General features: G+C 59.7%; 19 protein-coding genes. 13 read left to right on the forward strand and 6 right to left on the reverse strand.

The features are described from left to right. The first annotated feature begins 29 nt into the window (after window positions 1-29). The gene (locus tag LOC68_RS13500; protein ID WP_230219380.1) at window positions 30-1,154 is read left to right on the forward strand and encodes an alpha/beta hydrolase family protein; all 1,125 of its coding nucleotides are present in this window, start codon (window positions 30-32) and stop codon (window positions 1,152-1,154) included. A 6-nt stretch (window positions 1,155-1,160) separates the two neighbouring features. On the opposite strand, the gene LOC68_RS13505 is transcribed toward LOC68_RS13500, so the two are convergent. Then, window positions 1,161-1,637: a hypothetical protein gene (locus LOC68_RS13505; RefSeq protein WP_230219382.1), complete on the reverse strand. Its 477-nt coding sequence runs from the start codon at window positions 1,635-1,637 to the stop codon at window positions 1,161-1,163. Window positions 1,638-1,814: 177 nt separating this feature from the next. After that, window positions 1,815-3,011: a Gfo/Idh/MocA family protein gene (locus tag LOC68_RS13510; RefSeq protein WP_230219384.1), complete on the reverse strand. Its 1,197-nt coding sequence runs from the start codon at window positions 3,009-3,011 to the stop codon at window positions 1,815-1,817. A 348-nt stretch (window positions 3,012-3,359) separates the two neighbouring features. Between LOC68_RS13510 and LOC68_RS13515 the strand changes: the two genes are divergently transcribed. The 4 genes from LOC68_RS13515 to LOC68_RS13530 all read left to right on the forward strand — a co-directional run bounded on the left by LOC68_RS13515 (window position 3,360) and on the right by LOC68_RS13530 (window position 7,892). After that, the gene (locus LOC68_RS13515) at window positions 3,360-4,226 is read left to right on the forward strand and encodes a phosphatase PAP2 family protein (RefSeq protein WP_230219386.1); all 867 of its coding nucleotides are present in this window, start codon (window positions 3,360-3,362) and stop codon (window positions 4,224-4,226) included. 12 nt (window positions 4,227-4,238) lie between these two features. Beyond that, complete coding sequence (locus LOC68_RS13520) at window positions 4,239-5,381, forward strand: LptF/LptG family permease (RefSeq protein WP_230219387.1); 1,143 nt, start codon at window positions 4,239-4,241, stop codon at window positions 5,379-5,381. A 13-nt stretch (window positions 5,382-5,394) separates the two neighbouring features. Next, a complete protein-coding gene (locus LOC68_RS13525; RefSeq protein ID WP_230219389.1) occupies window positions 5,395-7,002 on the forward strand; it encodes an ArnT family glycosyltransferase in 1,608 nt (535 codons plus the stop codon). 113 nt (window positions 7,003-7,115) lie between these two features. Further along, complete coding sequence (locus tag LOC68_RS13530; RefSeq protein ID WP_230219391.1) at window positions 7,116-7,892, forward strand: FkbM family methyltransferase; 777 nt, start codon at window positions 7,116-7,118, stop codon at window positions 7,890-7,892. A 299-nt stretch (window positions 7,893-8,191) separates the two neighbouring features. Here LOC68_RS13530 and lepA read toward each other — a convergent pair whose 3' ends face one another. Next, window positions 8,192-10,003: a translation elongation factor 4 gene (lepA, locus tag LOC68_RS13535; protein ID WP_230219399.1), complete on the reverse strand. Its 1,812-nt coding sequence runs from the start codon at window positions 10,001-10,003 to the stop codon at window positions 8,192-8,194. A 460-nt stretch (window positions 10,004-10,463) separates the two neighbouring features. Between lepA and LOC68_RS13540 the strand changes: the two genes are divergently transcribed. From LOC68_RS13540 to LOC68_RS13570, 7 genes are all read left to right on the forward strand, one after another. Next, window positions 10,464-12,041 (forward strand): aspartate-alanine antiporter-like transporter, encoded by a 1,578-nt coding sequence (locus LOC68_RS13540; RefSeq protein WP_315858808.1) that lies wholly within the window; start codon window positions 10,464-10,466, stop codon window positions 12,039-12,041. A 516-nt stretch (window positions 12,042-12,557) separates the two neighbouring features. Then, window positions 12,558-13,988 (forward strand): hypothetical protein, encoded by a 1,431-nt coding sequence (locus LOC68_RS13545; protein WP_230219403.1) that lies wholly within the window; start codon window positions 12,558-12,560, stop codon window positions 13,986-13,988. Window positions 13,989-14,189: 201 nt separating this feature from the next. Then, window positions 14,190-14,678 (forward strand): MarR family winged helix-turn-helix transcriptional regulator, encoded by a 489-nt coding sequence (locus LOC68_RS13550; RefSeq protein WP_230219405.1) that lies wholly within the window; start codon window positions 14,190-14,192, stop codon window positions 14,676-14,678. A 9-nt stretch (window positions 14,679-14,687) separates the two neighbouring features. Further along, the gene (locus tag LOC68_RS13555) at window positions 14,688-15,014 is read left to right on the forward strand and encodes a hypothetical protein (protein WP_230219407.1); all 327 of its coding nucleotides are present in this window, start codon (window positions 14,688-14,690) and stop codon (window positions 15,012-15,014) included. A 45-nt stretch (window positions 15,015-15,059) separates the two neighbouring features. Beyond that, a complete protein-coding gene (locus LOC68_RS13560) occupies window positions 15,060-15,842 on the forward strand; it encodes a hypothetical protein (protein ID WP_230219409.1) in 783 nt (260 codons plus the stop codon). A 447-nt stretch (window positions 15,843-16,289) separates the two neighbouring features. After that, window positions 16,290-17,174, forward strand: coding sequence for a DUF1559 domain-containing protein (locus LOC68_RS13565; protein ID WP_230219411.1), 885 nt, complete (start codon window positions 16,290-16,292; stop codon window positions 17,172-17,174). A 54-nt stretch (window positions 17,175-17,228) separates the two neighbouring features. Further along, on the forward strand, window positions 17,229-17,633 hold the full coding sequence (locus LOC68_RS13570; RefSeq protein ID WP_230219413.1) for a hypothetical protein: 405 nt from the start codon (window positions 17,229-17,231) through the stop codon (window positions 17,631-17,633). 73 nt (window positions 17,634-17,706) lie between these two features. Here the strand turns inward: LOC68_RS13570 and LOC68_RS13575 are convergent, their stop codons facing one another. From LOC68_RS13575 to LOC68_RS13585, 3 genes are read right to left on the reverse strand one after another with little or no spacing between them, the layout of a single operon-like run. Beyond that, complete coding sequence (locus LOC68_RS13575; RefSeq protein ID WP_230219415.1) at window positions 17,707-18,399, reverse strand: HAD-IA family hydrolase; 693 nt, start codon at window positions 18,397-18,399, stop codon at window positions 17,707-17,709. A 7-nt stretch (window positions 18,400-18,406) separates the two neighbouring features. Continuing rightward, the gene (locus LOC68_RS13580) at window positions 18,407-20,491 is read right to left on the reverse strand and encodes a site-2 protease family protein (protein ID WP_230219417.1); all 2,085 of its coding nucleotides are present in this window, start codon (window positions 20,489-20,491) and stop codon (window positions 18,407-18,409) included. After that, on the reverse strand, window positions 20,473-21,639 hold the full coding sequence (locus LOC68_RS13585; RefSeq protein ID WP_230219419.1) for a 1-deoxy-D-xylulose-5-phosphate reductoisomerase: 1,167 nt from the start codon (window positions 21,637-21,639) through the stop codon (window positions 20,473-20,475). The genes LOC68_RS13580 and LOC68_RS13585 overlap by 19 nt, the downstream gene beginning before the upstream one ends. Before the next feature lie 353 nt (window positions 21,640-21,992). Here LOC68_RS13585 and ftsH point away from each other — a divergent pair, with 353 nt between their 5' ends. Further along, window positions 21,993-24,053: an ATP-dependent zinc metalloprotease FtsH gene (gene ftsH, locus LOC68_RS13590; protein WP_230219421.1), complete on the forward strand. Its 2,061-nt coding sequence runs from the start codon at window positions 21,993-21,995 to the stop codon at window positions 24,051-24,053. Window positions 24,054-24,103: the final 50 nt, after the last annotated feature.

Raw genomic sequence — 24,103 nt, forward strand, 5'->3', positions numbered from 1 at the left:
GTTTGCGCCTTGTTTAAGAGATCCCGCCTGTGACGACTCGCATTTCCTCCTTCGCCCGCAACGTGCTGACGTTCGTTTCGCTTCTGCTGCTGGTTTCGGCCGTGATGGGCGAAGAGCCCTCGAAAGTTCCCTCCGATAACGGCGTGACGCGCAGCTTTGAGCGGATGGCCGATTCGCTGAAACCTGATTTGGCGTGGGACGCGAAGACGCCGGCCGAGCATGACGTGTGGCGTGCGAAGATGCAGCCGGCGATCGTCGGGCTGTTGGGAAAAATGCCGGAGCGCGTGCCGCTGGAAGTGGAGTGGGCGGAAGAAGAGAAGTTCGAGAAGTACACGCGCTACAAGATCTACGTCCGAACCGAGCCGAACTACTGGGCGCCGGTTTATTACTTCGTACCGCACGAGCGCAAAGGAAAAGTCCCGGCGTTGATCTGCCTGCACGGACACAGCGGCATTGATCCCTATATTCGCCTGAACGAAACGCCGGAGCAAAAGAAAAAGACCGACGAGCACCAACTCGACTACGCCTGCTACATGGCCGAGCATGGTTACGTCACTGCGGCGATGGTGGTCCGGGGCTGGAACGAAACGTGCGGACGGCAAGATCGTGGCGTCAAAACGCCGCCGCGCAGCTGTCATGAAATGAGCATGAACGCGCTGCTGCTCGGCATGACGCCGCAAGGGATTCGCTGCTGGGACGCGATGCGGGTGGTCGACTTTTTGCAAACGCGCGAGGAGGTCGATCCTGACAAGATCGGCGTTTGCGGACTTTCCGGCGGCGGTACGCTGACGATGTACATGCCGATCCTCGACGACCGGATCAAGCTGGCGATGATCGCCGGCGCCTTCTCAGACTACAAGACGTCGATCTATTCGATCGATCACTGCATCTGCAATTGTCTCCCCGGCGTGATGGAACATGGGGAGATGGCCGACGTCGTCGCGCTGTTTGCGCCGCGGCCGGTCTTGCTGATCAACGGCATCGACGATCCGATCTTCCCAATCGACGGCGCCCGGGAAGGATTCGGCAAACTGAAGGAGGTTTACGGCGTGCTCGGCGTGCCGGACCGCGTCGACGCCGACTTCTTCGCTGGCGGCCATCAGTGGTCGAACAACAAGACGATCAGCTTCTTGAAACAGCACTTCGGTCAGTAGGCGGCGCTAGGGGCGCAGATTGACGACGCGCTGAATGTCATCGCCCCCTCCATTTTCATGGCGGCCATTTCCACCAATGCTCCGCAGGATGAGCGTTTGAGGATCGTCATGTAGATAAACCAGCGGCGCCTCCCAACAGTCGCGTCCCTCGGCGATCGCATCTCTTGGAGGGGCGCTAAAGTCGACGCCAGACTCGGCGAGGGTGCGCAGCGCTTCGTCCAACGTCTCGCCCGGTAGTCGATCATGCTCGTCGACGTACTCCTGGATCAGCGTCTGAAGATGCTCGAGCCGCTTGGCCGTCATCAGCGTCGGCGGCGGCGGCTTTACCGTGCTGTTGATCCCCCACTTCATCGTGTTCATCAGCAGCGTCAGAACGACCAAGCCGACGACGACGGCCGCAAGCAACCACGAAATCCGCGATGCGGACCGATTTGGCGACGCGGCGGCCGTCGGAGCTGCGGTCTCGGTGGACGTATCAACCATTGCAGATCGTTTGGGGGGACAATAGCCAGCCAAAGGATCCAAATTAGCGGACGATCCCCGATTGTGCTATCGATTGGTCGAAATTTGCAGGCGATTACCTCGTTCATCAGGTCGGCGCAATAAAAAAGGGACGCACGTGCAGGTGCGTCCCTTCCCGTTCGTTTTCAATTCGCCCCGTTAGCGGCGAGCGGCCGGGTGCTTCAGCGGCAACCAGGCGCCGCCTTCTTGACTGCTGGCGACGCATTGCTGGATGAAGTACATCCCTTCGACGCCGTCGTAGACGTTCGGATAGACCGTGTCCTTCTTCTCGAACTTCTGACCTAGCGCTCGGGCCGCCATCGCGTCGTAAGACGCGCGATAGACGTTGGCGAACGCTTCGAAGAACGCTTCCGGGTGACCGCTCGGCAAGCGGCACGAAGCGGCGCCCAGTTCGGTCATGTAAGGAGCGTTCGGGTCGCGGGTATAGATCTTGTGCGGCTCGCCGTTGGCGCGAACGATCATTTCGTTCGGGTTTTCCTGCCGCCACTGGAGCGAACCTTTGGTGCCGTCGATTTCGATCGACAGGTCGTTTTCGCGGCCATGGCTGATCTGCGAAGCGGTAACCGAACCGAGCGCCCCGTTTTCAAACTTCACGATCGCCGTACCGTAGTCGTCGAGCGCGCGGCCCGGAACGAAGGTCTTCAGGTGGCAGCTGATTTCTTCCGGCAACAGCCCAGTCATGTAGCGTCCCAGGTTGTAGGCGTGAGTCGCGATGTCGCCAAAGCAACCGGCGGCGCCGCTCTTCTTCGGATCGGTACGCCAGGCGGCTTGCTTCTGGTCGCTATCTTCCAACTTGGTGCGGAGCCAACCTTGGATGTACTGCACGCGAATCGCGTTGATCTCGCCGAGATCGCCATTCTTGATCATCTGGCGAGCCTGACGAACCAACGGGTAGCCGGTGTAGTTGTGAGAGACGGCGAAGACCGAGTTCGACGTTTCGACCACTTTGAGCAGCTCTTCGGCTTGCGCCAGGTCAAAGGTCATCGGCTTGTCGCAGATGACGTTGAAGCCGGCTTGGACCGCCGCTTTGGCGATTTCAAAGTGGGTGAAGTTCGGCGTGGCGACCGAGACGAAGTCGATCCGCTGATCTTCGGGAAGCGCGTTTTCTTTTTCGAGCAACTCGGTGACGCTGCCGTAGGCGCGAGCTTCCGGAATGTCATAGTCCGGCGCCGAGGCCTTCGCCTTCTCCGGGTTGGAACTGAGCGCCCCTGCGACCAAGGCGGCGCGATTGTCCAATACCGCCGCCGTCGCGTGAACTCGGCCGATGAACGAGCCAGAGCCGCCGCCGACCAGGGCCATGCGCAGCTTGCGGTTGAGATCTCCGTTGGTTGCCATGCTCAATATCCTTCGCGTTACAAGTTGGGGTACATGTGGGGAGTGGGCGGCGGTGGGCCTCGTAAACTGCGTGTTTTATCAGATCGGCAAGCTCCTGTCATTCCGGCAGGCGGTCGGAATTCTGGGTGGCGTCAAAATGGAAAGTCTGATACCGATAGGGAAGCCATTATGCCAGCAGACGATTCGCCGCTGGCTGAAGGCGCCGAGATCGCAGCGTAAAGTTTTGCGATTTCGTAATTTAAGACGGGCAATACGATAAATTTTGGTTCGCGGGCCTTCCGAGAAGATAAATAGGGAAATCACCGCCCAAATTGGAACGCTGTCGCTGCTAGCATCACGCGGGGTCGAATGTCGACGATCGAATCTAGTCAAAGCAAAGGGGTGTTGCCGCTCCGCGCCGCCGATCCCGGCGGAAACGAGCCGCGTACTCTGAAGCAGGCGATCTGGCGTGAGCGGTGGTCGATTCTGGTCCCCTTGGTCTCGCTGCTGGCCTTCACCGCCCTCTGCTACGTTCTTCCGGTCGATATGACTTGCTCGCGCTATTATTACGTGAACGGGTTCTACGGTTGGTATGCGGAAACGTGGTTCATCGAGAATCTCTTTTATTCGCTCAGTCCCATTCCTGGCATCGTATTGGGAGCGGGAGCGATCATCGTGCTGGTGGTCGGTCGCTGGTCTCCGGAGATCGCAGTTCGCAAACCGGTCGCTCAGTTTTTGTTGCTCGCGGTGCTAGCGGGCCCCTTACTGCTGGTAAACACCTTGATCAAACCGACGATTGCTCGTCCCCGTCCCAATCAGCTGGAAGAGTTCGGCGGCGATCGCCCGAAAGGGGTTGAGTACGTTGCACCGTGGCAACTGTCGGAAGTTAACGGCAAATCGTTTCCGAGCGGCCACGCTTCGATGGGCTTTATCTGGATGGCGCCAGCTTTCCTTTTCTGGCGGCGAAATCGGCTAGCAGTCGCCGGCTGGCTGACGCTAGGAATCGCATTTGGGGCGGCGATTGGATTTTTCCGCGTTGCGGTCGGCGCACATTTTCTCAGTGATATTGTCTGGTCATGCGGAATTGTCTATTTTTCCGGCCTTGCTGTGTACCTTCTCGTAGGCGGCTGGCGTGACGGAGCTTTCCAAGCCCAGCAGCCCGACAAGGGAAACGAGATCACGGCCGCATCGGAAGCGGCTGCTCAGGGCCTGCAACCGGAAGCAAAAGCGGCTTAGTCCGCACCGCATATGAGGACGATTCAAACGTACGTCGTGTGGGAGGTCTTTAAGATCTTCTTTCTCTGTCTGCTCGCCAGCGTCTTATTGATGGTGGTCGGCGGCGGCTTGAACGAAGGTCTGAAGAAAGGACTCCCGCCGGGCATCATTCTCGGAATGATGCCTTACTTCGTGCCGGAAATGCTCCGGTTTACGATCCCCGGCTGTTTGCTGTTCGCCATCTGCACCGTCTTCGGCCGGATGGCCGCCTCCAACGAAATCGTCGCGCTGAAGTCGGCCGGCATCAATCCGATCGAAATCATCTGGCCGGTGTTGGTCGCCACTTACGGACTTAGCTTCGTCACCTTCGGACTGTACGACGTCTGCGCGGGGTGGTCTCGCCCGAACATGCATCGGATCATCATCCAATCGCTCGACGACACCGCCTACAGCATGCTCCGGACGCAAAAGTCATTCAGCATGCGGGGCTTCTCTGTACGGGTAAAGGGGGTCGATGGACGTCGCTTGATCGAACCGTTCATCACCGTGCAGCCGACCGGCGGCGGTCCGGAAGTGACGCTGACGGCCGAAGAAGCGCAGCTCGAATCAAACCCCGAAACGGGCGCGCTGCAGGTCGTCTGCCGCAACAGCTTCATCGAATCGGGAGACGGCACCAGCTTTTGGCAAGCCGAACCGTTCGTCCAACAGATCACGCAGCTTGGCACGCTTGATCAAGACTTGAATAGCGCTTCGCCGGCAGCGCTGACGCTGCAGAACATTCCTGCGCAAATCGCCCGCGAAGCGAAGCTGCTGGAAGATACGATTTACTCACTGCAGATGGGACGCGATCCCGATTCGGTCGCTAACGAGGCGGAATCGCATCAAAAGCGACTATGGCGATTGCAGGCCGAACGCCAACGACGATTGTCGAACGGGCTCGGCTGTTTTTGCTTCGCCTGCGTCGGCATTCCGGTGGCGATGTGGCGGAAGACGAGCGACAACGTGACGACGTTCTTCCTCTGCTTTTTGCCAATTTTGGGAGTCTACTATCCGCTGCTGGTAACCGGCGAAACGATGGCGCGCGATGGAGTGTTCGCCCCGTATTCGGTTTGGCTAGCCGACGTCGTCCTGCTGGCGATCGGCGGATTGTTACTGTGGAAATTAAACCGCAACTAAGCGATTGATAGATATGACCGCGACGAACATGGATGTTCCTGCGACCGAACAAACGACGACCACCTTCCCCTGGCGAAAAGCGACCTGGATCCTGATCGCGGGGCTGTTGGCGTTTCGTATTCTCTACACGGCGTTTGTGCCGCTCGACCTGGTTCACGACGAAGCCTACTACTGGGATTGGTCGCGCCAGCTCGATTGGGGCTACTACAGCAAACCGCCGATGATCGCGTGGATCATTGCGCTTTCGACCAGCGTCTTCGGCGATACCGAACTGGCGGTCCGTCTGCCGGCCGCGGTTCTCGGCACGTTGGGACTGGTCTTCGTCTTCCTGCTGGCCGAACGCATGTTCGACGCCAAGTGCGGCTTCTTCGCGGTGTTGTTGTCGGCGCTGACGCCGGGCAACGCGGCGCTGGGGCTGTTGATGACGATCGACGCGCCGTTCCTCTTCTTCTGGGTTGCGGCTCTTTATTTCTTCTGGCGCGCCTTGGAAGAAGATGCGAACACTTGGGTCTGGTTTCCGCTCACGACCCTCGCGATTGGACTCGGCTTACTTTCGAAACAAACGACCTTCGGCTTTTTGGCGCTCGGCGGTCTGTTCATCCTGATCAGCCGCAAAGATCGCGGGCAACTGGTTCGTCCCGGCTTGTGGATTTGCGCGATCGCGGCGCTCGCCTTTTTGACGCCGGTGATCATCTGGAACGCCCAGCATGATTGGATCACCGCCCAACATACCTCCGAACATTTCCAGGCCGAGCCGTTCGGGCCGGTCAAACGAATCTCGCTCGCCCTGGAATTCATCGGCGGGCTCTTCGGCGTCGTGTCGCCGGTCACTTTCTTCCTGTTCGCTTCGCTGTCGTTTACCGGGCTACTGTCGATCCGGTCGCTCAATCGCCGCGAACAGTACCTGCTTTGCTTTAGCGCGATTCCGCTGACGCTGATCCTGATTTTGAGCCTGAAGCAGCGAATTGAACTCAACTGGCCGGCGCCGGTCTTTCCGGCCGGGATCATCCTGTGCGTCGGTTGGGCGCTGCAAAAGGCGTCGATTCCGTTTCCATTGGCGGCCGGATCGTTTCACCTGCGCCGCGCTGTCGTGGCCGGAGCGATCTTTACGCTAGCGACCTACGCGCTGCCGTTCGCCCTCGGCATGTTTGGCCTGGTCGGCAGCAAGGTCGACCCGATCGTGCGCTTGCGAGGCTGGGAACAACTGGGACAAATCGTCGGCGCCGAAATTGAGAAGGCGGGCGTCGAAGATGCGCTGATCATCACCACCGGCGGCCGCGTTTCGACCGCCGAGTTGGCCTTCTACCTGCCGAATCAACCGCGGGTCTACGCCTGGAAGGGGGACGATCAGGTAATGTCGCAGTACGACGTCTGGGGCGGCCCGACGCAAGTGGCTGGTCGCACCGCGGTGTTGGTGACGCCTGTTTATCAGAATGTGCCGCCAGAGCTAGCGGCGGCGTTCTCGAGCGTCACGAAGATCGGCCGCGTGACGGTTGCGATCAACGAGACGCGTAAGCATGAGTTCGACCTCTATCGCGCCGACAACTTCGCCTACTGGCCGGGACCGCAAGGACAGCAGACGATGGTCGCCAATCGCCCGGGTGATCCCAAAGCTCGCTAATCGGGGCAAGTCGCTCTAGACGCGCCGCTAGGCAATTCCTACTATTCGCCGTCGCCCATACGTTTGGGGGCGATGAAATCATTTCAGCGCTGCGCGAATAGGAGACCGATCGGATGACGTTCTTGCAACACCTCCATATGTTGGCCCGTTGTTGGCGTTACCGGTTGCGCAGCGAGGCGGCGGATCTCGCCGAGCTCGCGCGGCTTGACCTGAAGGGTCGCACGGCGATCGATATCGGCGCTAATCGCGGCATCTACTGCTATTGGCTAAGCAAGTTCGTCGGTCCGCAAGGGAAAGTGATCGGCTTTGAGCTGCAGCCGGAATTGCACGACGCGCTCGAAGGCTTCAAACGCCGCAGTTCGATGCGGAACGTCGAAGTGGTGATGCAGGGACTCTCGAACAAGAGCGGCCTCATTCGGATTCATCGCAGCCACGCGGGCTCAACCGGCGCTTGCGTCATCGGCGAGACGACCGCTTCCACCACCGCGGAAATCCCCGAAGGTTACGGCAAATTGGCTCGTCTCGACGACTACTGCCGCGAGCACAACATCCGCAACGTCGCCGTGATCAAGTGCGACGTCGAAGGACATGAACGCCAGGTCTTTGAAGGCGCTGAAGAGACGCTTCGTCGCCACAAGCCGGTGCTGCTATTTGAAGCGTTCAATTCCCTTATCGAAGAAGACGGACTGTTCGACTACCTAGGGAGCCTCGGATACGCCGGCTACTTCTTCAGCGAGGGGAAGCGTTACGACGCCAAGCAATTCAAAACGGCGCCGTTCCGCCGCGCCGATTGCGTCCACCGCAACTACTTCTTCACCCCGACCGCGGAAGCGCAAAAACTGCACCCGGCGGCGGTCCGGTATTCACGCTCGTATCCGGTCTCGGCGTAAGACCAGACAATAGTAGCCCGAAGCGCAAGCGAGGGAAATGCGGCCGACGATTCCGTGTCGGCCGAGAAGCGATCGCAGGGTGGGTGAAGCAAGCGTGAAAAAGATTGCGATCCCACGCGGAGGTCATTCGCTTGCGTAACCCACCGTGAACTTGCAAACGCATTGTTGGGTTGCGCTTCGCTGCACCCAACCTACTCTGGAACGTCGGCGTTATCGAAGAGACTTGGCCTGCATAGAATGGCTGGCCGCATTTCCCTCGCTGGCGCTTCGGGCTACTAATGAGAGACGCCTGCTGGCGACTACTTCTCGTCGCCGGTTTCCAGCACCGCCATGAAGGCTTTTTGCGGGATATCGACCGAGCCGATCGACTTCATCCGCTTCTTCCCTTCCTTCTGCTTCGCCCAGAGCTTGCGTTTACGCGTGATGTCGCCGCCGTAGCACTTGGCGGTCACGTTCTTGGCGAGGGCGCGAACCGTTTCGCGAGCGATGACCCGCGTGCCGATCGCCGCTTGAATCGCGACTTCGAACATGTGCCGGTCAATTTCCCCCTTCAGCTTCTTGACCACTGCACGGCCGCGACGATCGGCGTCGGCTCGGTTGCAGATGATCGAGAGGGCGTCGACCCGCTTGCCGTTGACCAGGATGTCGAGACGAACCAGGTCGGCCGGCACGTAATCGCGGATTTCGTAATCCATCGTGCCGTAACCGCGCGTGGCGCTCTTCAGCTTGTCATGCAGGTCGTAGATCACTTCCGCGAGCGGCAGATCGTAGACGAGCATCGCACGGGTCGGCGAAAGGTATTCGGTCCGAACCTGCACGCCGCGGCGTTCGGTGCAGAGCTGCATCACCGGGCCGATATATTCGCTCGGCTGGAGCAAGCTGACGCGGACGATCGGTTGCAGGAACTCTTCGATATCGCCCGAGTCCGGCACATCCTGCGGCTTGTGGATCTCGACCAACTCACCCTTTTTATTGACGATTTTGTAGGTGACGTTCGGCGCGGTTTGCACCAGGTCGACGTCCGATTCCTGCTCCAATCGCTGCTGCACGATTTCCATGTGCAACAGACCGAGGAAGCCGCAGCGGAATCCGAAGCCAAGCGCGTCGCTTGTTTCCGGTTCGAAGATGAAGCTCGGATCGTTGATCCGTAACTTGTTGAGCGCTTCGCGGAGTTGTTCGAAGTCCTGGCCATCCGACGGATAAAGCCCGCAAAACACCATCCGCTTCGGCTCTTGATAACCGGGCAGGGCCGGTGCGGCGTCGGGACCAGGAATGCTGATCGTATCGCCGATGTTGACCAGTTCCAGCGACTTGATGTTGCAGATTAAGTAGCCGACCTGGCCGGCGCACAATTCGTCGCAAGGGCGCGGCTGTGGAGCGAACTGGCCGACTTCAACCACGTCATGCGTCGTCTCTCCTTTGAGGAAGCGGATCTTGTCTCCCTTTTTCACCCGACCGTTCATCACGCGGACGTAGGTGACGGCGCCGCGGAACTTGTCGTAGTGCGAGTCGAACACCATCGCTTGCAACACGTCGTCACGCGAGCCGGTTGGGGCCGGGACCGATTCGATGATCGCGGCCAGCAGCTCTTCGACGCCGGCGCCGGTTTTGCCGCTGATCGCCTGGACCTCGTCCGGCATGACCGCCAGCGTCTGCTCCATCTCCTCGATCACTTCCTTGGGGCGAGCGTGATTCAGGTCGATCTTGCTCAAGCAAGGGATGATCTTCAGGTCATGTTCCATCGCCATAAAGCCGTTGGCGACAGTTTGAGCTTCGACCCCTTGGAACGCGTCGGCGAGCAGCACCGCCCCTTCGCAGCAGCTGAGCGAACGGGAGACTTCGTATTGGAAGTCGACGTGCCCAGGCGTATCGATCAGGTTCAGCTCGTACTCATGCCCTTTGTACTTGTAGCGCATCGCGACGGCTTTCGCTTTGATCGTGATGCCCCGCTCGCGCTCCAGCTCCATGCCGTCCAGCAGCTGCTCTTTCATCTCGCGCGACGTGACCGTCCCCGTCTTTTCCATCAGACGGTCGGCGAGGGTGCTCTTGCCGTGGTCGATATGGGCGATGATGCAGAAGTTGCGAATGTATTTTTGGTCGATCGAGGCCATGGATGATCCGTGCGAAACTAACTGCGGAAACTGCCCAATCGGGGCGCCGCGTTCTTCCTGCAGTGCGCCTTGGTGAGAGCTTGCCGGCGCATAGCGTCCCCAGTGCGGTGGGGAGAATGATTCATTATACACGTCAGGCCGTTTCAGCCGATAGGCGGACGTAGAAGCCGCTGGCAACTCCCGCCGCAGGGCTTAGGCGAATCAATTCGCCCGCAATCGCCGTTAGTGGAGTACCGAAACGAAAGTCACGTGGTACCAACGACATCGGTTGACAACACCGTTACAGTAGAGGCGTTTTCTGGTCATCCCCGCCGCCATTTGAAGCGCCGTCATGATTTCGACCAAACTCCGCTGCGTCACCCTGTTAGCCATCAACACGTTCGCCGTTTTCGCTTTCAGCGTCCCCAGCGCCGTCTGGGCCGCGGCGGCCGATTCGCAAGCGGCGCCAACTCCCATCCGCATCCCGGCGATTCTGGTGCTGGCTGGGGTCGTCTCGTTCGGCTTGCTGCTGGGCCAGGTCTCTCTGTTTGGGCTGACGCTCGGATCGGCTGGCGTGTTATTCGTCGGGCTGATCGCGGGACACTTCCAACTGCTTGTCCCCGGCGGAACCGGTGAGATCGGCCTGGCGGCGTTCGTCTATTGCGTCGGCCTGGGGGCTGGCCCCACCTTTTTTCGCTCGCTGATGCAGGATGGGCGGACCTTGGCCCTGCTGGGCGCCGTGATCGTCGCAAGCGGAACGGTCACCGCCTGGGGCGTCGGCAAGCTGCTGGGGCTTCCGGCCGAGTTGACCGGCGGGGTCTTCGCCGGAGCAATGACCAGCACGCCGGCGCTGGGGGCTTTGACGACCGCACTTCCCGATAGCCCCGACGTGGCGGTTGGTTTCGGCGTCGGGTATCCCTTCGGGATCATCGGCGTGGTCGCCTTCGTCCAAATCTTGCCGAAACTGCTGGGACGCGACTTGAAGTCAGCCGCGGCCGGCGATCCGAACGCCGCCGCGACGCAGATCATTCGCAAGCTGGTTGAAATCCGCAACCCGGCGATCGTCGGCAAACGTCCCGGCGGCGTGCCGATGCTGGAAGCGTGCAACTGCCAGACGCCGCGCGTGCGGGACGGAGAACTCCTCCGCCCAACCCCGCATGATTTTCATTTCGCCCTTGGGCAACAGGTGATGCTGGTCGGCCCGGAACGCAACCTGGCCGGCGTGCTTGACATGCTGGGAACAGAAGTCGAAGGCGCCGACCAACTGCTGCTCGACGCCGAACGGCAGCGACGACAGATCGTTGTGACGTCGCCGGAGTTCGTTGGGAAGTCGCTCAAAGAGCTTCACCTGTTGTCGACCTATGGCGTGACGATCACACGGATTCGCCGCCACGACGTCGAGTTCGTTCCGTCGGCGATCACGCGGATCGAGTTCGGCGACATGCTGACCGCCGTCGGCGAGCCCGAAAACTGGCCCGAAGTGGAACGTCTGGCGGGACATCGTCCCAGCACGCTCGACCAATCCGACATCTTGTCGCTAGCAATCGGGTTGCTGATGGGAATCAGTCTTGGCATGCTGCCGGTTTCGATCGGCAATCAATCGATCCAACTTGGTCTGGCCGGTGGGCCGCTGATCGTTGGCCTGATCTTGGGACACTTCGGTCGACTTGGTCCGATCGCTGGGCATCTTCCTCGCAGCGCGCGAATGCTGCTGATGGAAGCGGGGCTCGCTCTCTTTCTGGCGAGCGCCGGCGTCTCGGCCGGCGGCAACTTCGTCGAAGTGTTGCGCTCGCAAGGGATCTGGCTCTGCGTTGGCGCTGCAGCCGTGGCGATCGTTCCGCTAGCCGTCGGTTTTCTGCTCGCCGATCTCGTCATGAAGCTCCGCTTACTCAAGTCGCTTGGCGCCATTTGCGGCGGTATGACTTCGACGCCGGGCCTCGCGGCGATCACTTCCGCGACCGACGCCGCCGAACCGGTAATCGCGTATGTCGCCGCTTATCCGATCGCCCTCTTCCTGGTGACGATCCTGGCGCCGATCTTGGTCGAATTGTTGCGGTAGCGTTTGCGAAACGTCGTTGCGAAAACGCAACGCGTCGCCGATCTGGCGCCAAAAACAACGCTTCTCCTTGAGAAGCGAAACGAGTCACCAGCGGGCTTCGCTTCCCCCGCGCAATCGCTTCGATAGCGCGAGACGATCGCCGGCATGTTGACGAACGTCAACGCGCGATGATTCTGCGAAACATTATCGATTGGGTTGAGTTGCCTGCGCTGCTATCACAAGCTGCAACGATTGCCGGGAAAATAAGGATAAAGCGCTCGGCAGACAGCTGGAAAAACTTGAAAGAATTTCTACTCGCGTAAATCCCGGCGACGTATGATTTTCCAGCGATAAGACGACCCGAGTCGCAAAATAATCCGTTTGAATTGGGCGCTGAATTTTGGCAATCTTGTAGTAACGAGTTGCCTGAAAACCAGGCCGCCCGGCGACGGACTTGCCGCGGCTCGTCAAGCGAGAGGGACTTTGCCCAGAGCACCTCTGGTCGTTTTGATGACCCCCGGTCGAGGAACCGAAATCATGAACCGCATGTTCTCCAAATTCGTTTTGACGGCGCCCCTTGTGGCTGCCGTCGTGTCGCCGACCTTCGCACAAAGTTGTTGCGAACCTTGCTGCACGCCGGCTTACAAAATCATTCAGCAGACGGTCTACGAAGATCAGCCGGTCACGGTCCGTCGTCTGCAGTACCAACAGGTTCAGGTCCCGCGCGAAGTGACGACCTTCCGTCCTGTTTGGGAAACCGAGATGCGTGAGCGTCGTTTCACGGTCGCCAAGCCGGTTACCGAAACGAGCGAACGCGAAGAGCGTTTCCGCGTGATGAAGCCGGTCTGGGAAGAAGAAATCCGCGACCAGAGCTTCAACCAGGTTCGCTACGTCGAAGAAACCGAAATGCGCGAACGCCGCACGACGGTCCTCCGCCCGGTCTGCGAAACGACCTTCGTCGAACAGCAAGTTCGCGTGCAGCGTCCTGTGACTGAAACGGTCATGCAGACGCAGACCACCGTTCAATACACTCCGAGCACCACGCTGCAAACGCAATTGGTGCAACAGAACCAGGTCGTCAATCAAACCGTTTACGAACCGGGGCCGACTCGCAATCGTCTCCGTTGGCTCCCCGGCACCAGCTACGTTGATCCGGTCACCGGTCGCGCGATGTGGGACCGAGCCGGTTTGCACTGGGTTCCGACGCAACGTCCCGGCACGTTTAACAACGTGCAGACGATCGTTCCGACCACCGTCGCCCAGCAAGTTCCGGTCACCACCTTCCTGCCGCAGCAAGTGACGCAGCAGATTCCGGTGCAGCGAATTCGCTATGACGAAGAAATCCAAGTTCAACGGATTCCGATGCAGACCACTCGTTACGAGTCGGTCGAACAGGTCCAGCAGATTCCGGTCACGGTTCGCCGCCCGGTGATCGAACGGGTCGAAAACAAGGTTCCGGTGAAGGTTTGCCGTTGGGTCGAGGAAGAAGTGGTCCGCAAGGTTCCAATCACCACGACTCGGATGGTTTACGAAGAAAAGGTGGAACAGACGCCGGTTCGCGTGCAGAAATGGGTCTCGGAAACGAGCACCGTTTATGACACCAAGCTGGAACCGGTCTGGACCGAACAGCAGATGGTCAAGCGAACCCCGCGCGTCGTCACGATGCGTGTCCCGCTCAACTCGTCGGCGAGCGTGATCGTCCCGTCGCCGAGCACGACCATTACGCAGTACGCTCCGCTCTCGACCACCCCGTCGGTGATCGTCCAACCGACCCCGACCGAAGCCAAGAAGCCGGCGGCCGAAGAAGAAAAAGAAGAGTCGTCGGAAGAGTCGGAAAGCCCGATGGAAGACATCGGCCAGGGCGGCCCGATGACCCCGATGGACGACGCGAAGCGCCCGTCGCTGACCGACGAAGAGCCGAAGGACACCGATCCGACCGGCAAACCGTCGCTCAACGGCGCCAACTAAGAACAATGCAGGTAAATGCCCTCGTGGCATTTTCCTGGGACGCGAGGGTATTTCGCCGAAACCCACGTGGCCGACCGCAACCAAGTTGCGGTCGGCTTTTTTTATGCGCGGTACGCCCCAACGGCGCGCTTGGCTTGACAGATATGGTTGTGAGAACAATTATTGTTCGGTGCGACCATACCTCTTACGGAAGCCGCCGGCGTGTCCAAATCGATCCTGCAGCAACAGCTGAAAAAGTCCGCTCCGTTCGACTCCTTGCCGCAGGAGACGTACTTAAACCTGCTGCGCACGCATAACATGGTCGCCGCCGCGCCCAGCCAATTGTTGAAGCAGCATGGCCTTTCGAGCGCCCAGTACAACGTCCTCCGCATCCTGGAAGCGGCCGAGCCGCCGGGGTTGCCATGTCTCGAAATCGTCAGTCGGATGGTGACTCGGGTGCCGGACATCACCCGCCTGATCGACCGACTGAAAGAGGCGGGCCTGGTCTCGCGGACTCGCTCGCAGACTGACCGCCGCGTGATCCGGATCAAGCTGACGAAAAAGGGGGAGGCGCTGATCGCCGAACTCGCCGCTCCGCTGGTCGACATTCATCAACTGAACCTGGGTCACATGACCAAGGCCGAGCTGGTAGAGTTAAACCGCTTGCTCGTCAAAGCCCGCGAATCGGCGGAGAACGCCGCCGCCAAATAACGGTGCGCTATGTCCTCTCGGCTCGAACTCATCGCTCGTCACGCTCTCGCACCGGCGATATTGATCGCGATTTTCCTGGGCGTCAGCTATGGCGTCGAACTCCTCACGTTCTCGAATACCCATGCGATCTTTTTGTGGCTGCATGATACCGGCGAATTTGGATCGGTTCCGCACACCCATCGTCTCGCGATTCCGCTCTGGATGTTTCCGTTCGTGACGCTCGCGACCTTGGCGCTGCTGACTTTTTTGAGCTACGGGCTGACGCGTCTCTGGGCGTCGAAACGAACTCCGCCCGCCGATTTTTCTCGCACCGCGGAGCGCGACCCCATAGAATAGCCGGAAGCTTTCCTTTCCGCTCCGAACCGCATGGAGGTCCGCCGCATGAAATTGGGAACCCTCGTTCTGGCGCTCCTTGTGACGCTCCAGTTCGGCGCCTTCGCCCAGGCGGACGGCTGGGGAACGATCAAGGGAAAGTTCGTCGTCGACGGCAAGATCGCGCCCGCGAAGGCGATCCCCGTCCCCATCTTCGGCGCTCCAGTCGGCGCAGTCCCCAACCAAAAGCTGGTCATCGGCCCCAACGGAGAATTGCCGAACGTCGCGCTTTGGCTCGCGGTTCCCAAAGGCGATGCCTATCCCGAACCGCATCCCAGCTACGCAGCGTCGGCCAATGACGTGGTCGAACTTACCTGCCGCGGCTTCATCCTCCATCCGTACCTGGCCTTCACTCGTACCTCGCAAACGGTGAGGTTCAAAAACCTCGATCCTGCCGCCGAGGAATTGGCGATCAACGCATTCTTCAATCCCGCTTTCCGTCCGCAGCTAGCCGCGAACGGCGGCCAGGAGGATAAGCGCTTCGAGCTCGAAGAGCGCACGCCGTGCGTGATCAACAGTCGGATCCATCCCTGGGTCGAATCGTATCTGATCGTGCGCGAATCTCCTTACGTCGCGATCTCCAATGAGAAGGGAGAGTTCGAGATCGCCAATGTGCCGGCGGGAACGTGGACGTTTCAGTTCTGGCATACCGCCTGCGGCTACGTCAATGAGTTCAAACTGCTCGGCCAATATCAGAACGAACGGAAAGGATTGCACCAGATCGAGGTCGTCGCCGACCAGGTAACCGACTTGGGCGTGATCCAAATTCCTTCGCGCCGCTTGGACAATTAATCGTTCGCCGAGCTTGCCGCTAGCGTGGCAATTTCTTGCGTTGGTCAATCGCGTCTTGCGATCGCTCTTCTAATCCAACGCATCCGCCGCCCCCCTTCGGGAGCGCATGGACTCATCGAAAATGAAAAATTTCCCGAAATCCTGAATAAATTTTGCCAATTCGTCTAATAAAGATTAGGGGAACCTGTAGAATCTTGAGATCTCTTCTGCGCGGTTGTCTATGGGCCTGATAAACGCATAGATGCAACCTTATGCCTTGTATTTGCACATACGGGAAACCCGAAATCTGACCCCTTTCCGTCATCTGCCACCATTCTGATGGTCGATGACCGGAATAGTCTTGATTTCCTCCCGGATTTTCACTGGACACGCGTCCCTGCTTCGACAGTTGCCGCGCTACTGCTTTTCATTCTTTTTTCTTCTCTCTTCCACGTTTGAGGTGTCTGTATGTCCGTTTCGTTGCTGCAGCGGTCAGGTCGCCGGTCGGCGTTCACCTTGGTCGAACTGCTCGTCGTCATTGCGATTATCGGGGTATTGATTGCGCTTCTGCTGCCGGCCGTCCAACAGGCTCGCGAAGCGGCTCGTCGAATGTCCTGCTCCAACCAACTGAAGCAGCTTGGCTTGGCGCTGCACAACTACCATGACACCACCAAGAGCTTCCCATACGGCTCGCGCGGCAGCAGCAACATGGTCGGCTGGCACGTCGCCATTTTGCCGTTCATCGAACAGACGAATCTGTTTGATCAGATGGACATGACCGTCAACTACGACACCGGCGTTAACGCGCCGTTCCGCTCGACCCGGATGGAACCGTTCCTCTGCCCGAGCGGTTCGTCGGAAAAAGCGGACGACAACTCCGCCTACTACACCACGCACTACTACGGCGTGATGGGCCCGACCGGAACCAACCCGTCGAGCGGCGTCGCCTACAAAGAAAACACCAGCGGCAGTCACGGCGGTTTCTCAAGAGAAGGGGTCTGGTACCACGACGAAGTTCGCAAAATGCGCGACATCACCGACGGCACCAGCAACACGCTCTTCCTGGGCGAAATCTCGTGGAACGCACGCAACGGCAACGCGACGCGTTATCGTCCCTGGTCGCGCGGCGGCAAGTCGAACGACTTCATGGCGCCTTGCAAGAACGTCGCCCAGCCAATCAACGCCGACTACACGGCCCTGTTCAACGACATGAGCTACGGCAGCAATCACCCGGGCGGCTGCTTGTTCGCCTTGGGCGACGCTTCGGTCCGCTTCGTCGGAGAAACGATCAACTATGACGCTCTGCTGTCCGCGGCCAGCTGCGGCGGCGGCGAAACGCTGACGCTCGACTAACGATCGCTCGCCAGCGCACTCTTCCTGAAACTTATCCACGTTAGAGACGTTACTATGATAACTCGCTTTTGCGTCGTTGGCGTCCTCGCCGCTGCGGCGATCCTGTTGGGAAGCGGCTGCGGTTCGTCGGAGCCCCCGGGCTTCGTCGCCGCCGGTAGTGTGACCTACAAAGGAAACCCGGTTCCGCAGGGGACGATCCTCCTCAGCCCCGATTCGTCCAAAGGTCATAGCGGACCTGCGGTCTCGTCGGCGATCGTCAACGGCTCCTTCGATACGAAAGATGCGAAACAACGTTTGTCCAGCGGCGCCTATCGCGTCCGGATCAACGGCTTTGACGGCAACGCCAAGCCTGATCAAGAGCTGCCGTACGGCAAGCAGATTTTCGCCGAGTACACGACGACCATTGACGTGAACGATCAAAACGCCGGAAGTCTCGCCATCGACGTTAAAACGAAATAGCCTCGGATAGCGACTTGTTCGCTTTTCGACCTAGGGAACGCCAGCATGGCGTTCCCTTTTTTGTGCGCCGGCCTTATGCGAGCCGCGTCACAACTTCGGTCAGCGACTGAATGGTCGCTTCCGCTTCGATGTCTTCCGGCACGTTGCCGTCGCGCGTCAGATACAACGCCTGATAGCCGGCCGCCGTGGCGCCGTGATAGTCGTTGCGCGCGTCGTCGCCGACCAGCAAGATCTGATGCGGCTGCAGCTGGAGCACTTGGGCGATCAGCCCGTAAAAGAGCGGGCTCGGCTTCGCCCAGCCGACCTCAGACGAGACGAACAGCATCGCATCGGCCAGGCAGGGCCAATGCCCGGCGATTCCTCTTAGGCGTTGATCGAAGTTCGACGCCAGGCCGATTCGGTAGCTGGGGCCCAGTTTCTCCAGCGTTGGCAGCGCATCTTCATAGACGCTCCAGCTGTCGTCCTGGGCGAAGTGATTCCAAAGTCGCTCCAAGATTGCGTCAGGCCTTTCCGATTCGGCGAAGACGTGCGCGACGATCTGCCGCCACCGTTGGCGTTCCAGCGTTTCGTCCGAACGAAGATCGGCCGAAACCGAGTAGTGCACCAGCGCCTCGCGAAACCGCGTCCGGATCGTCTCGATCGGCAAATCGCATCCATTGGCGACGCCGGCCGCCTGATAGACGGCTGCGACGCTGGGATGCGGATAGATCAACGTCCCCACTGCGTCAAACAAGACGCAGCGGACCAGATGCGGAGAACGAAGCACGTTGCTCTTACCCCGTGATCCAAGGCAGGAAGCGATTGATATCGAGCCCGATCACGCAGATCATCAGCAGCAACACGAAAGCTAAGCCGGCGAAGGTGAGCCGCATCATCCATTTCTCGTCGAGCGGTTTACCCATGATTCCTTCGTACAGCAGAAAGACCATGTGCCCGCCGTCGAGAACCGGAATCGGCATGAAGTTGATCACCGCCAGGTTGGCGCTGATCAGCGTCAAAAAGAGCAACAACCGTCCGAGCCCTTGCGACGATTCGCTGGTCGCGACCGCCAGGATCGTTCCCGGTCCGCCAAACCCGGCGAGCGGCACTTTGCCGGTCACCAGCTTGCGAAGCATCGCGAAGACCTGGCCCATTCCGCTGCCGGTTTCCTGGAAACCAAGCGCGAACGCTTCGCCAAGCGATTTGGCGACGTACTTCGGGCTGGGCGAGACGAAGACGATGTAGCGATGTTCGATGAACTGATCTTTGGAGTCGACCGGCGTGATCAACGCGGTTTGCGTTTCGTTGGTCCCTTCCCGGTGGAAAATCACTTCGACCGGAACTTCGGCCGGCAGATACTGGAACGCGGCGTTGAACGCGTCTTGCCAATCGACCTCGTCTTCGATCAGCTTCAGCGGTTCGTCGCTCTTCGGCCACGAGTAGCCCGATTCCTTTTGCGAGTCGGTCGGCTTTAGCTTCAGCGTGCGGATCTCGTCTCCCGCTTTCAGGCCGGCCGCTTCGGCGGGACTTCCGGCCAAGACGTCGGCGACGCGATTGGTCAGCGAATAGGAAACGCCCAGCATGTCGACCGCCAACTCGCTGCCGTAGCCGCTTTGCGTGTTGTACTGCAGCGGCCGACGCATCGGGATCAGGAAAGTCTTCTCTTCGCCGTCGCGGGTAATTACCACGTCGACCGTCTGCCCGGCGTACTTGGCCGAACGGGAAGCGAGCGTATAGCCGTCGGCGGCCGTAACGTCGCCGATCTTCACCAGCTTGTCCCCGGCCTTCAAACCTTGCGTTTCGGCCGGCGAACCAGCTTGCACATGCTCGATCGGCGTCATCTCCATCACCAGACCGGTCTGGCGATAGGGGGTCGGCGGCAGTTCGATGTCGTAGGTCGACTTCTTCGCAGCGTCGCCGGAACCTTCGGTCCGCTCAAACTTCAGCTTCAGCGTATCGGCCGGGCGAGTCGCGAGGATGTTTTCCCACTCGACGTAATTGGCGATCGGCTTGCCGTCGACTTCGACCAGCAGGTCGTCGGTTTGCAGTTGCTTCATCCATTCCGGATCGCCGACCAGCATCGCGTACTCTTCGCTCGGCTTGGCGACTTTCAGCGTGTTTTCGGGGGAGATTCCCAACAGCGGGAAGTCGGCCTTCGGGAACGGCTTCTTCGGCTGGACGTCAAAATCGAGGAGCTTGTCGTCGCGGCGAATCACGATCGGCATCGCCTTTTCGTCGCCGTTCATCACGACGGCGAGCGTCAGGTCTTTGCGGAACCGGAGGTTCTCGTTCGGCTCGGCGCCGGGGGTGACTGACAAGATCTTGTCGCCGGGACGAATACCGGCGATCCAGGCCGGTCCGCCAGGCTGAGCGTAAGCGACGTCGCACGGCGTGTAGCTGACGCCGATCATGTAGGCGATCGCGGCGAAGATAACCGCCGAGATGACGTTGAACGTCACGCCGGCCGAAATGATCATCATGCGCTGCGGAACCGACTTGGCCAGGTAGCTGCGCGGGTCATGTTGACCACCTTCGCCCCCTTCCTTGGATCGAGCGATTTCTTCTTCGGCGGCGGCCGGATTGTCGTCCTGGCCGAGCATCTTGACGTAACCGCCGAGCGGAATCGTCCCGATGCCGTATTCGGTTTCGCCCCACTGCTTTTTCCAGAGGGCGCTGAACTTCCAAGGGCCGATCGAAATCGGAGCGTCAAACCCGACGTAGAACTTTTCGCACTTCACGCCGCAGGCCTTCGCGGCCAAAAAGTGACCCAGCTCGTGAATGAAAATCACGAGGCCCAGTCCAGCGACGCCCATGGCGAAAAAGCCGAGGTTGGTCAGAATGCCCAGAAAATTCGTCTCGGCTAACAGCACGTAATCCACGCGGAAACCTCCCTACGCGCCCATGCGTCGAGCGCGAGTAGTTGATCAATCGTTGGGTTCGGGTCAAAGTCGTGGCTGTCCAGCGCAGCACGACATGCCCGGGATATGTCGGTGAAAGAGATCTCGCCGTCGAGAAAACTCTGCACCGCCGCCTCGTTGGCGGCATTCAAGACCGCTCCGGTCGTCCCCCCGCGTTCGGCCGCCTCTTTTCCCAACAACAACGCGGGAAAGCGGTCGAAGTCTGGAGGCTGGAACTCCCAAGCGGACGCGATGGTGAAGTCTAGCCTTCGAGCGGGGCCAGGGAAGCGCTCGGGATACGACATTGCGTATTGTATCGGTAATTTCATGTCGGGGGGGCTCAATTGCGCCATCACCGACCCGTCGACGTACTCGACCAGCGAATGAACCACCGATTGGGGGTGGACCACCACGTCGATCTTTTCGGCCGGCATATCGAACAACCAGCGAGCCTCGATCACTTCCAGCGCCTTATTCATCATGGTCGCTGAATCGATCGTAATCTTAGGCCCCATTTTCCAAGTTGGGTGATTTAGGGCCTCGGCGGTCGTGACTTGCTCCAGCTGCTCAAGCGTGTGATGTCGAAACGGCCCGCCCGACGCGGTCAAAATGATCCGGGCCACTTCGTTCGATTTGCCCGCCTGGAGCGCCTGGAAAATGGCGCTATGTTCGCTGTCGACCGGCAGAATCTGGGCGTTTCGCTCGGCGGCCAACCGCATCGCCAGCCCCCCGGCCAGAACCAGCGTTTCTTTGTTTGCAAGGGCGACCCGTTTGCCGGCTTCCAGGGCGGCCCAGGTTCCTTCCAGTCCCGCTCGTCCGACAATCGCCGCGACGACGATATCGACGTCGTCATGCGCGACCAATTCGGCGATCGCATCGGGGCCGATTCGCAGTTCGGTATCGGCCGGCAGATCGGACCAATCGCGACTTGCCGCCGCTTCGGCGTCGGTGGCGACCACATACCGGGGAACAAACTGTCGCGCGGCGGCGGCAAGTTCGTCCAGTTTTTGATGCGCCGTCAACAGATAGCACTGATAGCGACCGGCCGACGCGGCGATCACATCGAGCGTGCTGCGTCCGATGCTACCGGTAGCGCCAAGCAACGCAACATTTTGAGGTGCGGCCGTCATGTCGACGATTCGATCGATGGAGTTGGAAGTTGGGGAGACCGCTTGCGACTTCGCCCCTGAGCGGCGCAATCGCTACTAGCCGTCCAAGCGGACCGGGTAGGAAAATGCTTTTTGCATTCTACGACAACCGAACGGCCGCGCCTTGGGCTGCGAGCGATGCGCACATCTCTAGATGCGACAAGTACTTGCGAAGCAGGGGAATTCTAGGAAGAATCTCCCATCGCAGCAAGTCGAGCCGTTTTCGTCAAACTGGGCAATCCATTGGCTCGAAACATCGCGTTGTATAATAGCGGCTGACCCTCGAATCCTGGAATTCTCCGGCTCCCCGCCGCGACACTCTTACCTGGTTGCTCATGGATAATCACGACGAACCCCCTCGCCGTTCGGGCGACTCTCGCGCTAACAACTCGATCCTGTACATCGTTGTGGCGATCGTCGTCGCGTTTTTCATCGCGATTTACTTCATTCGCCCCTCACGCGATACGATCACGCCGGCCCAGCTGGTCGACCTGATCGATGCGCATGAGCCCGACGCCTCCGGCAAGCCGGTCGGCAGTCTGTCGATCGAAAACTCGAAGGGGAAGAAGATCCTCTATTCGAATTTTCGGAACGCGACCGTCAGCAAGTCGATGGTCAGCGCGGTTGTCGATCGCGAAGATCTCGACGCCGACAATAAAGACATCGCTTCGAGCAAGCAAAAAGGGGTGCCGATCGTCACCTACTTGCCCGGCGACGAGCAGAGCCTGAACGAAATCACCGACGCCCTGAAGGCGCACGGCTTTAAAGACTACAGCGGCGATCCGGGAGACGGCTTCCTCGAGATCTACGGCGGTCTCCTCTTCATGACCGCGTTGATCGTGATCCTCTTCTACCTGATGATGCGTCGTCTCGGCGGCGCCGGCAGCGCGATCGCGTTCGGTCGCAGCCGCGGCAAGATGCACATGCAGGACGACCTCAACATCTCGTTTGAGGATGTCGCCGGCATCGAAGAAGCGGTCGAAGAAGTCAAAGAAATCGTCGACTTCCTCCGCTCTCCGGACAAATACCAAGAGCTGGGCGGTCGCATTCCGAAGGGAGTGCTGCTGGTCGGTCCTCCGGGAACCGGCAAAACGCTCCTCGCCAAGGCGATCGCCGGCGAAGCAGGCGTCACCTTCTTCAGCTTGTCCGGCTCGGACTTTGTCGAAATGTTCGTCGGCGTCGGCGCCGCGCGTGTTCGCGACATGTTCCAGCAAGCGGCGGCCAAAAGCCCCTGCATCATTTTCATCGACGAACTCGACGCCCTCGGCAAGACCCGCGGCTCCGGCATGGTGGGCGGGCATGATGAACGAGAACAAACGCTCAACGCCCTCCTCGTCGAGATGGACGGTTTCGACTCCAACAGCGGGATCATCATCATCGCGGCGACCAACCGTCCCGAGATGCTCGATCCGGCGCTGCTTCGTCCCGGTCGTTTCGATCGCCAGGTGCTGGTCGATCGTCCCGACGCCGCCGGTCGCGCCGACATTTTGAAGGTCCACGTCAAATCGGTGAAGCTCGACGAATCGGTCGACGTGAAGAAGGTCGCTTCGATCACCGCCGGTTTCGCCGGCGCCGATCTGGCCAATCTGGTCAACGAAGCGGCCCTGCTCGCCGCTCGTAAAGGAAAGCCCGCCGTCTCGATGGAAGAATTCGACGAAGGGGTCGAACGGGTCACGGCCGGTCTCGAGAAGAAACAACGCGTGATGCAGGAAGAGGAAAAGAACCGCGTCGCCTACCACGAAAGTGGACACGCGCTGGTCGCCTACTGCCTGCCGAATACCGATCCGGTTCACAAAGTGTCGATCATTCCCCGCGGTCTGGCGGCGCTTGGTTACACGATGCAGCGTCCGACCGAAGATCGCTTCCTGATGACCCAGGGAGAGCTCGAAAGCCGCATCCAAGTGCTGCTGGCCGGGACCGTGGCCGAAGAGATGGTTTACGACGAAATCTCGACCGGCGCCTCGAACGACTTGGAACGCGCGACCGAATTGGCCCGCGGCATGGTGACCGACTACGGCATGAGCCGATTGGGCCGCGTCAACTATCGCCAAAGCGGACGTTCCGCCTTCATTCCGGAAGCCTCGGATGAACGGAGTCGCTCGCACAGCGAAGAGACGACCCGCGAGATCGACATCGAAATCAAGCGGATCCTCGACGAAATGCTGCAAAAGACCCGCTCGCTCCTTTCCGACCGCCGCGACGCGCTGATCGCCCTGGCCAAACGGCTGATCGAAGTCGAATCGGTCGATGGCGAAGAACTGCGCCGCGTGATCGAAGAGCATTCGCACGGTCCCCGCATCGTCCCCGGCACCGACGCGCCGAAGCGAACTCGCGTTACCGGCGAAGCCGAGAAGCAGGACGAAGGGGATTCGTCGACCGCCGAAGGCGCCAGCTAACTGCAGACGCGGTCAAAATTCGTTAAACTAAACAAGGTCGCCGGTATCCA

It is taken from the genome of Blastopirellula sediminis, from assembly GCF_020966755.1.
Taxonomy (GTDB): Bacteria; Planctomycetota; Planctomycetia; order Pirellulales; family Pirellulaceae; genus Blastopirellula; species Blastopirellula sediminis.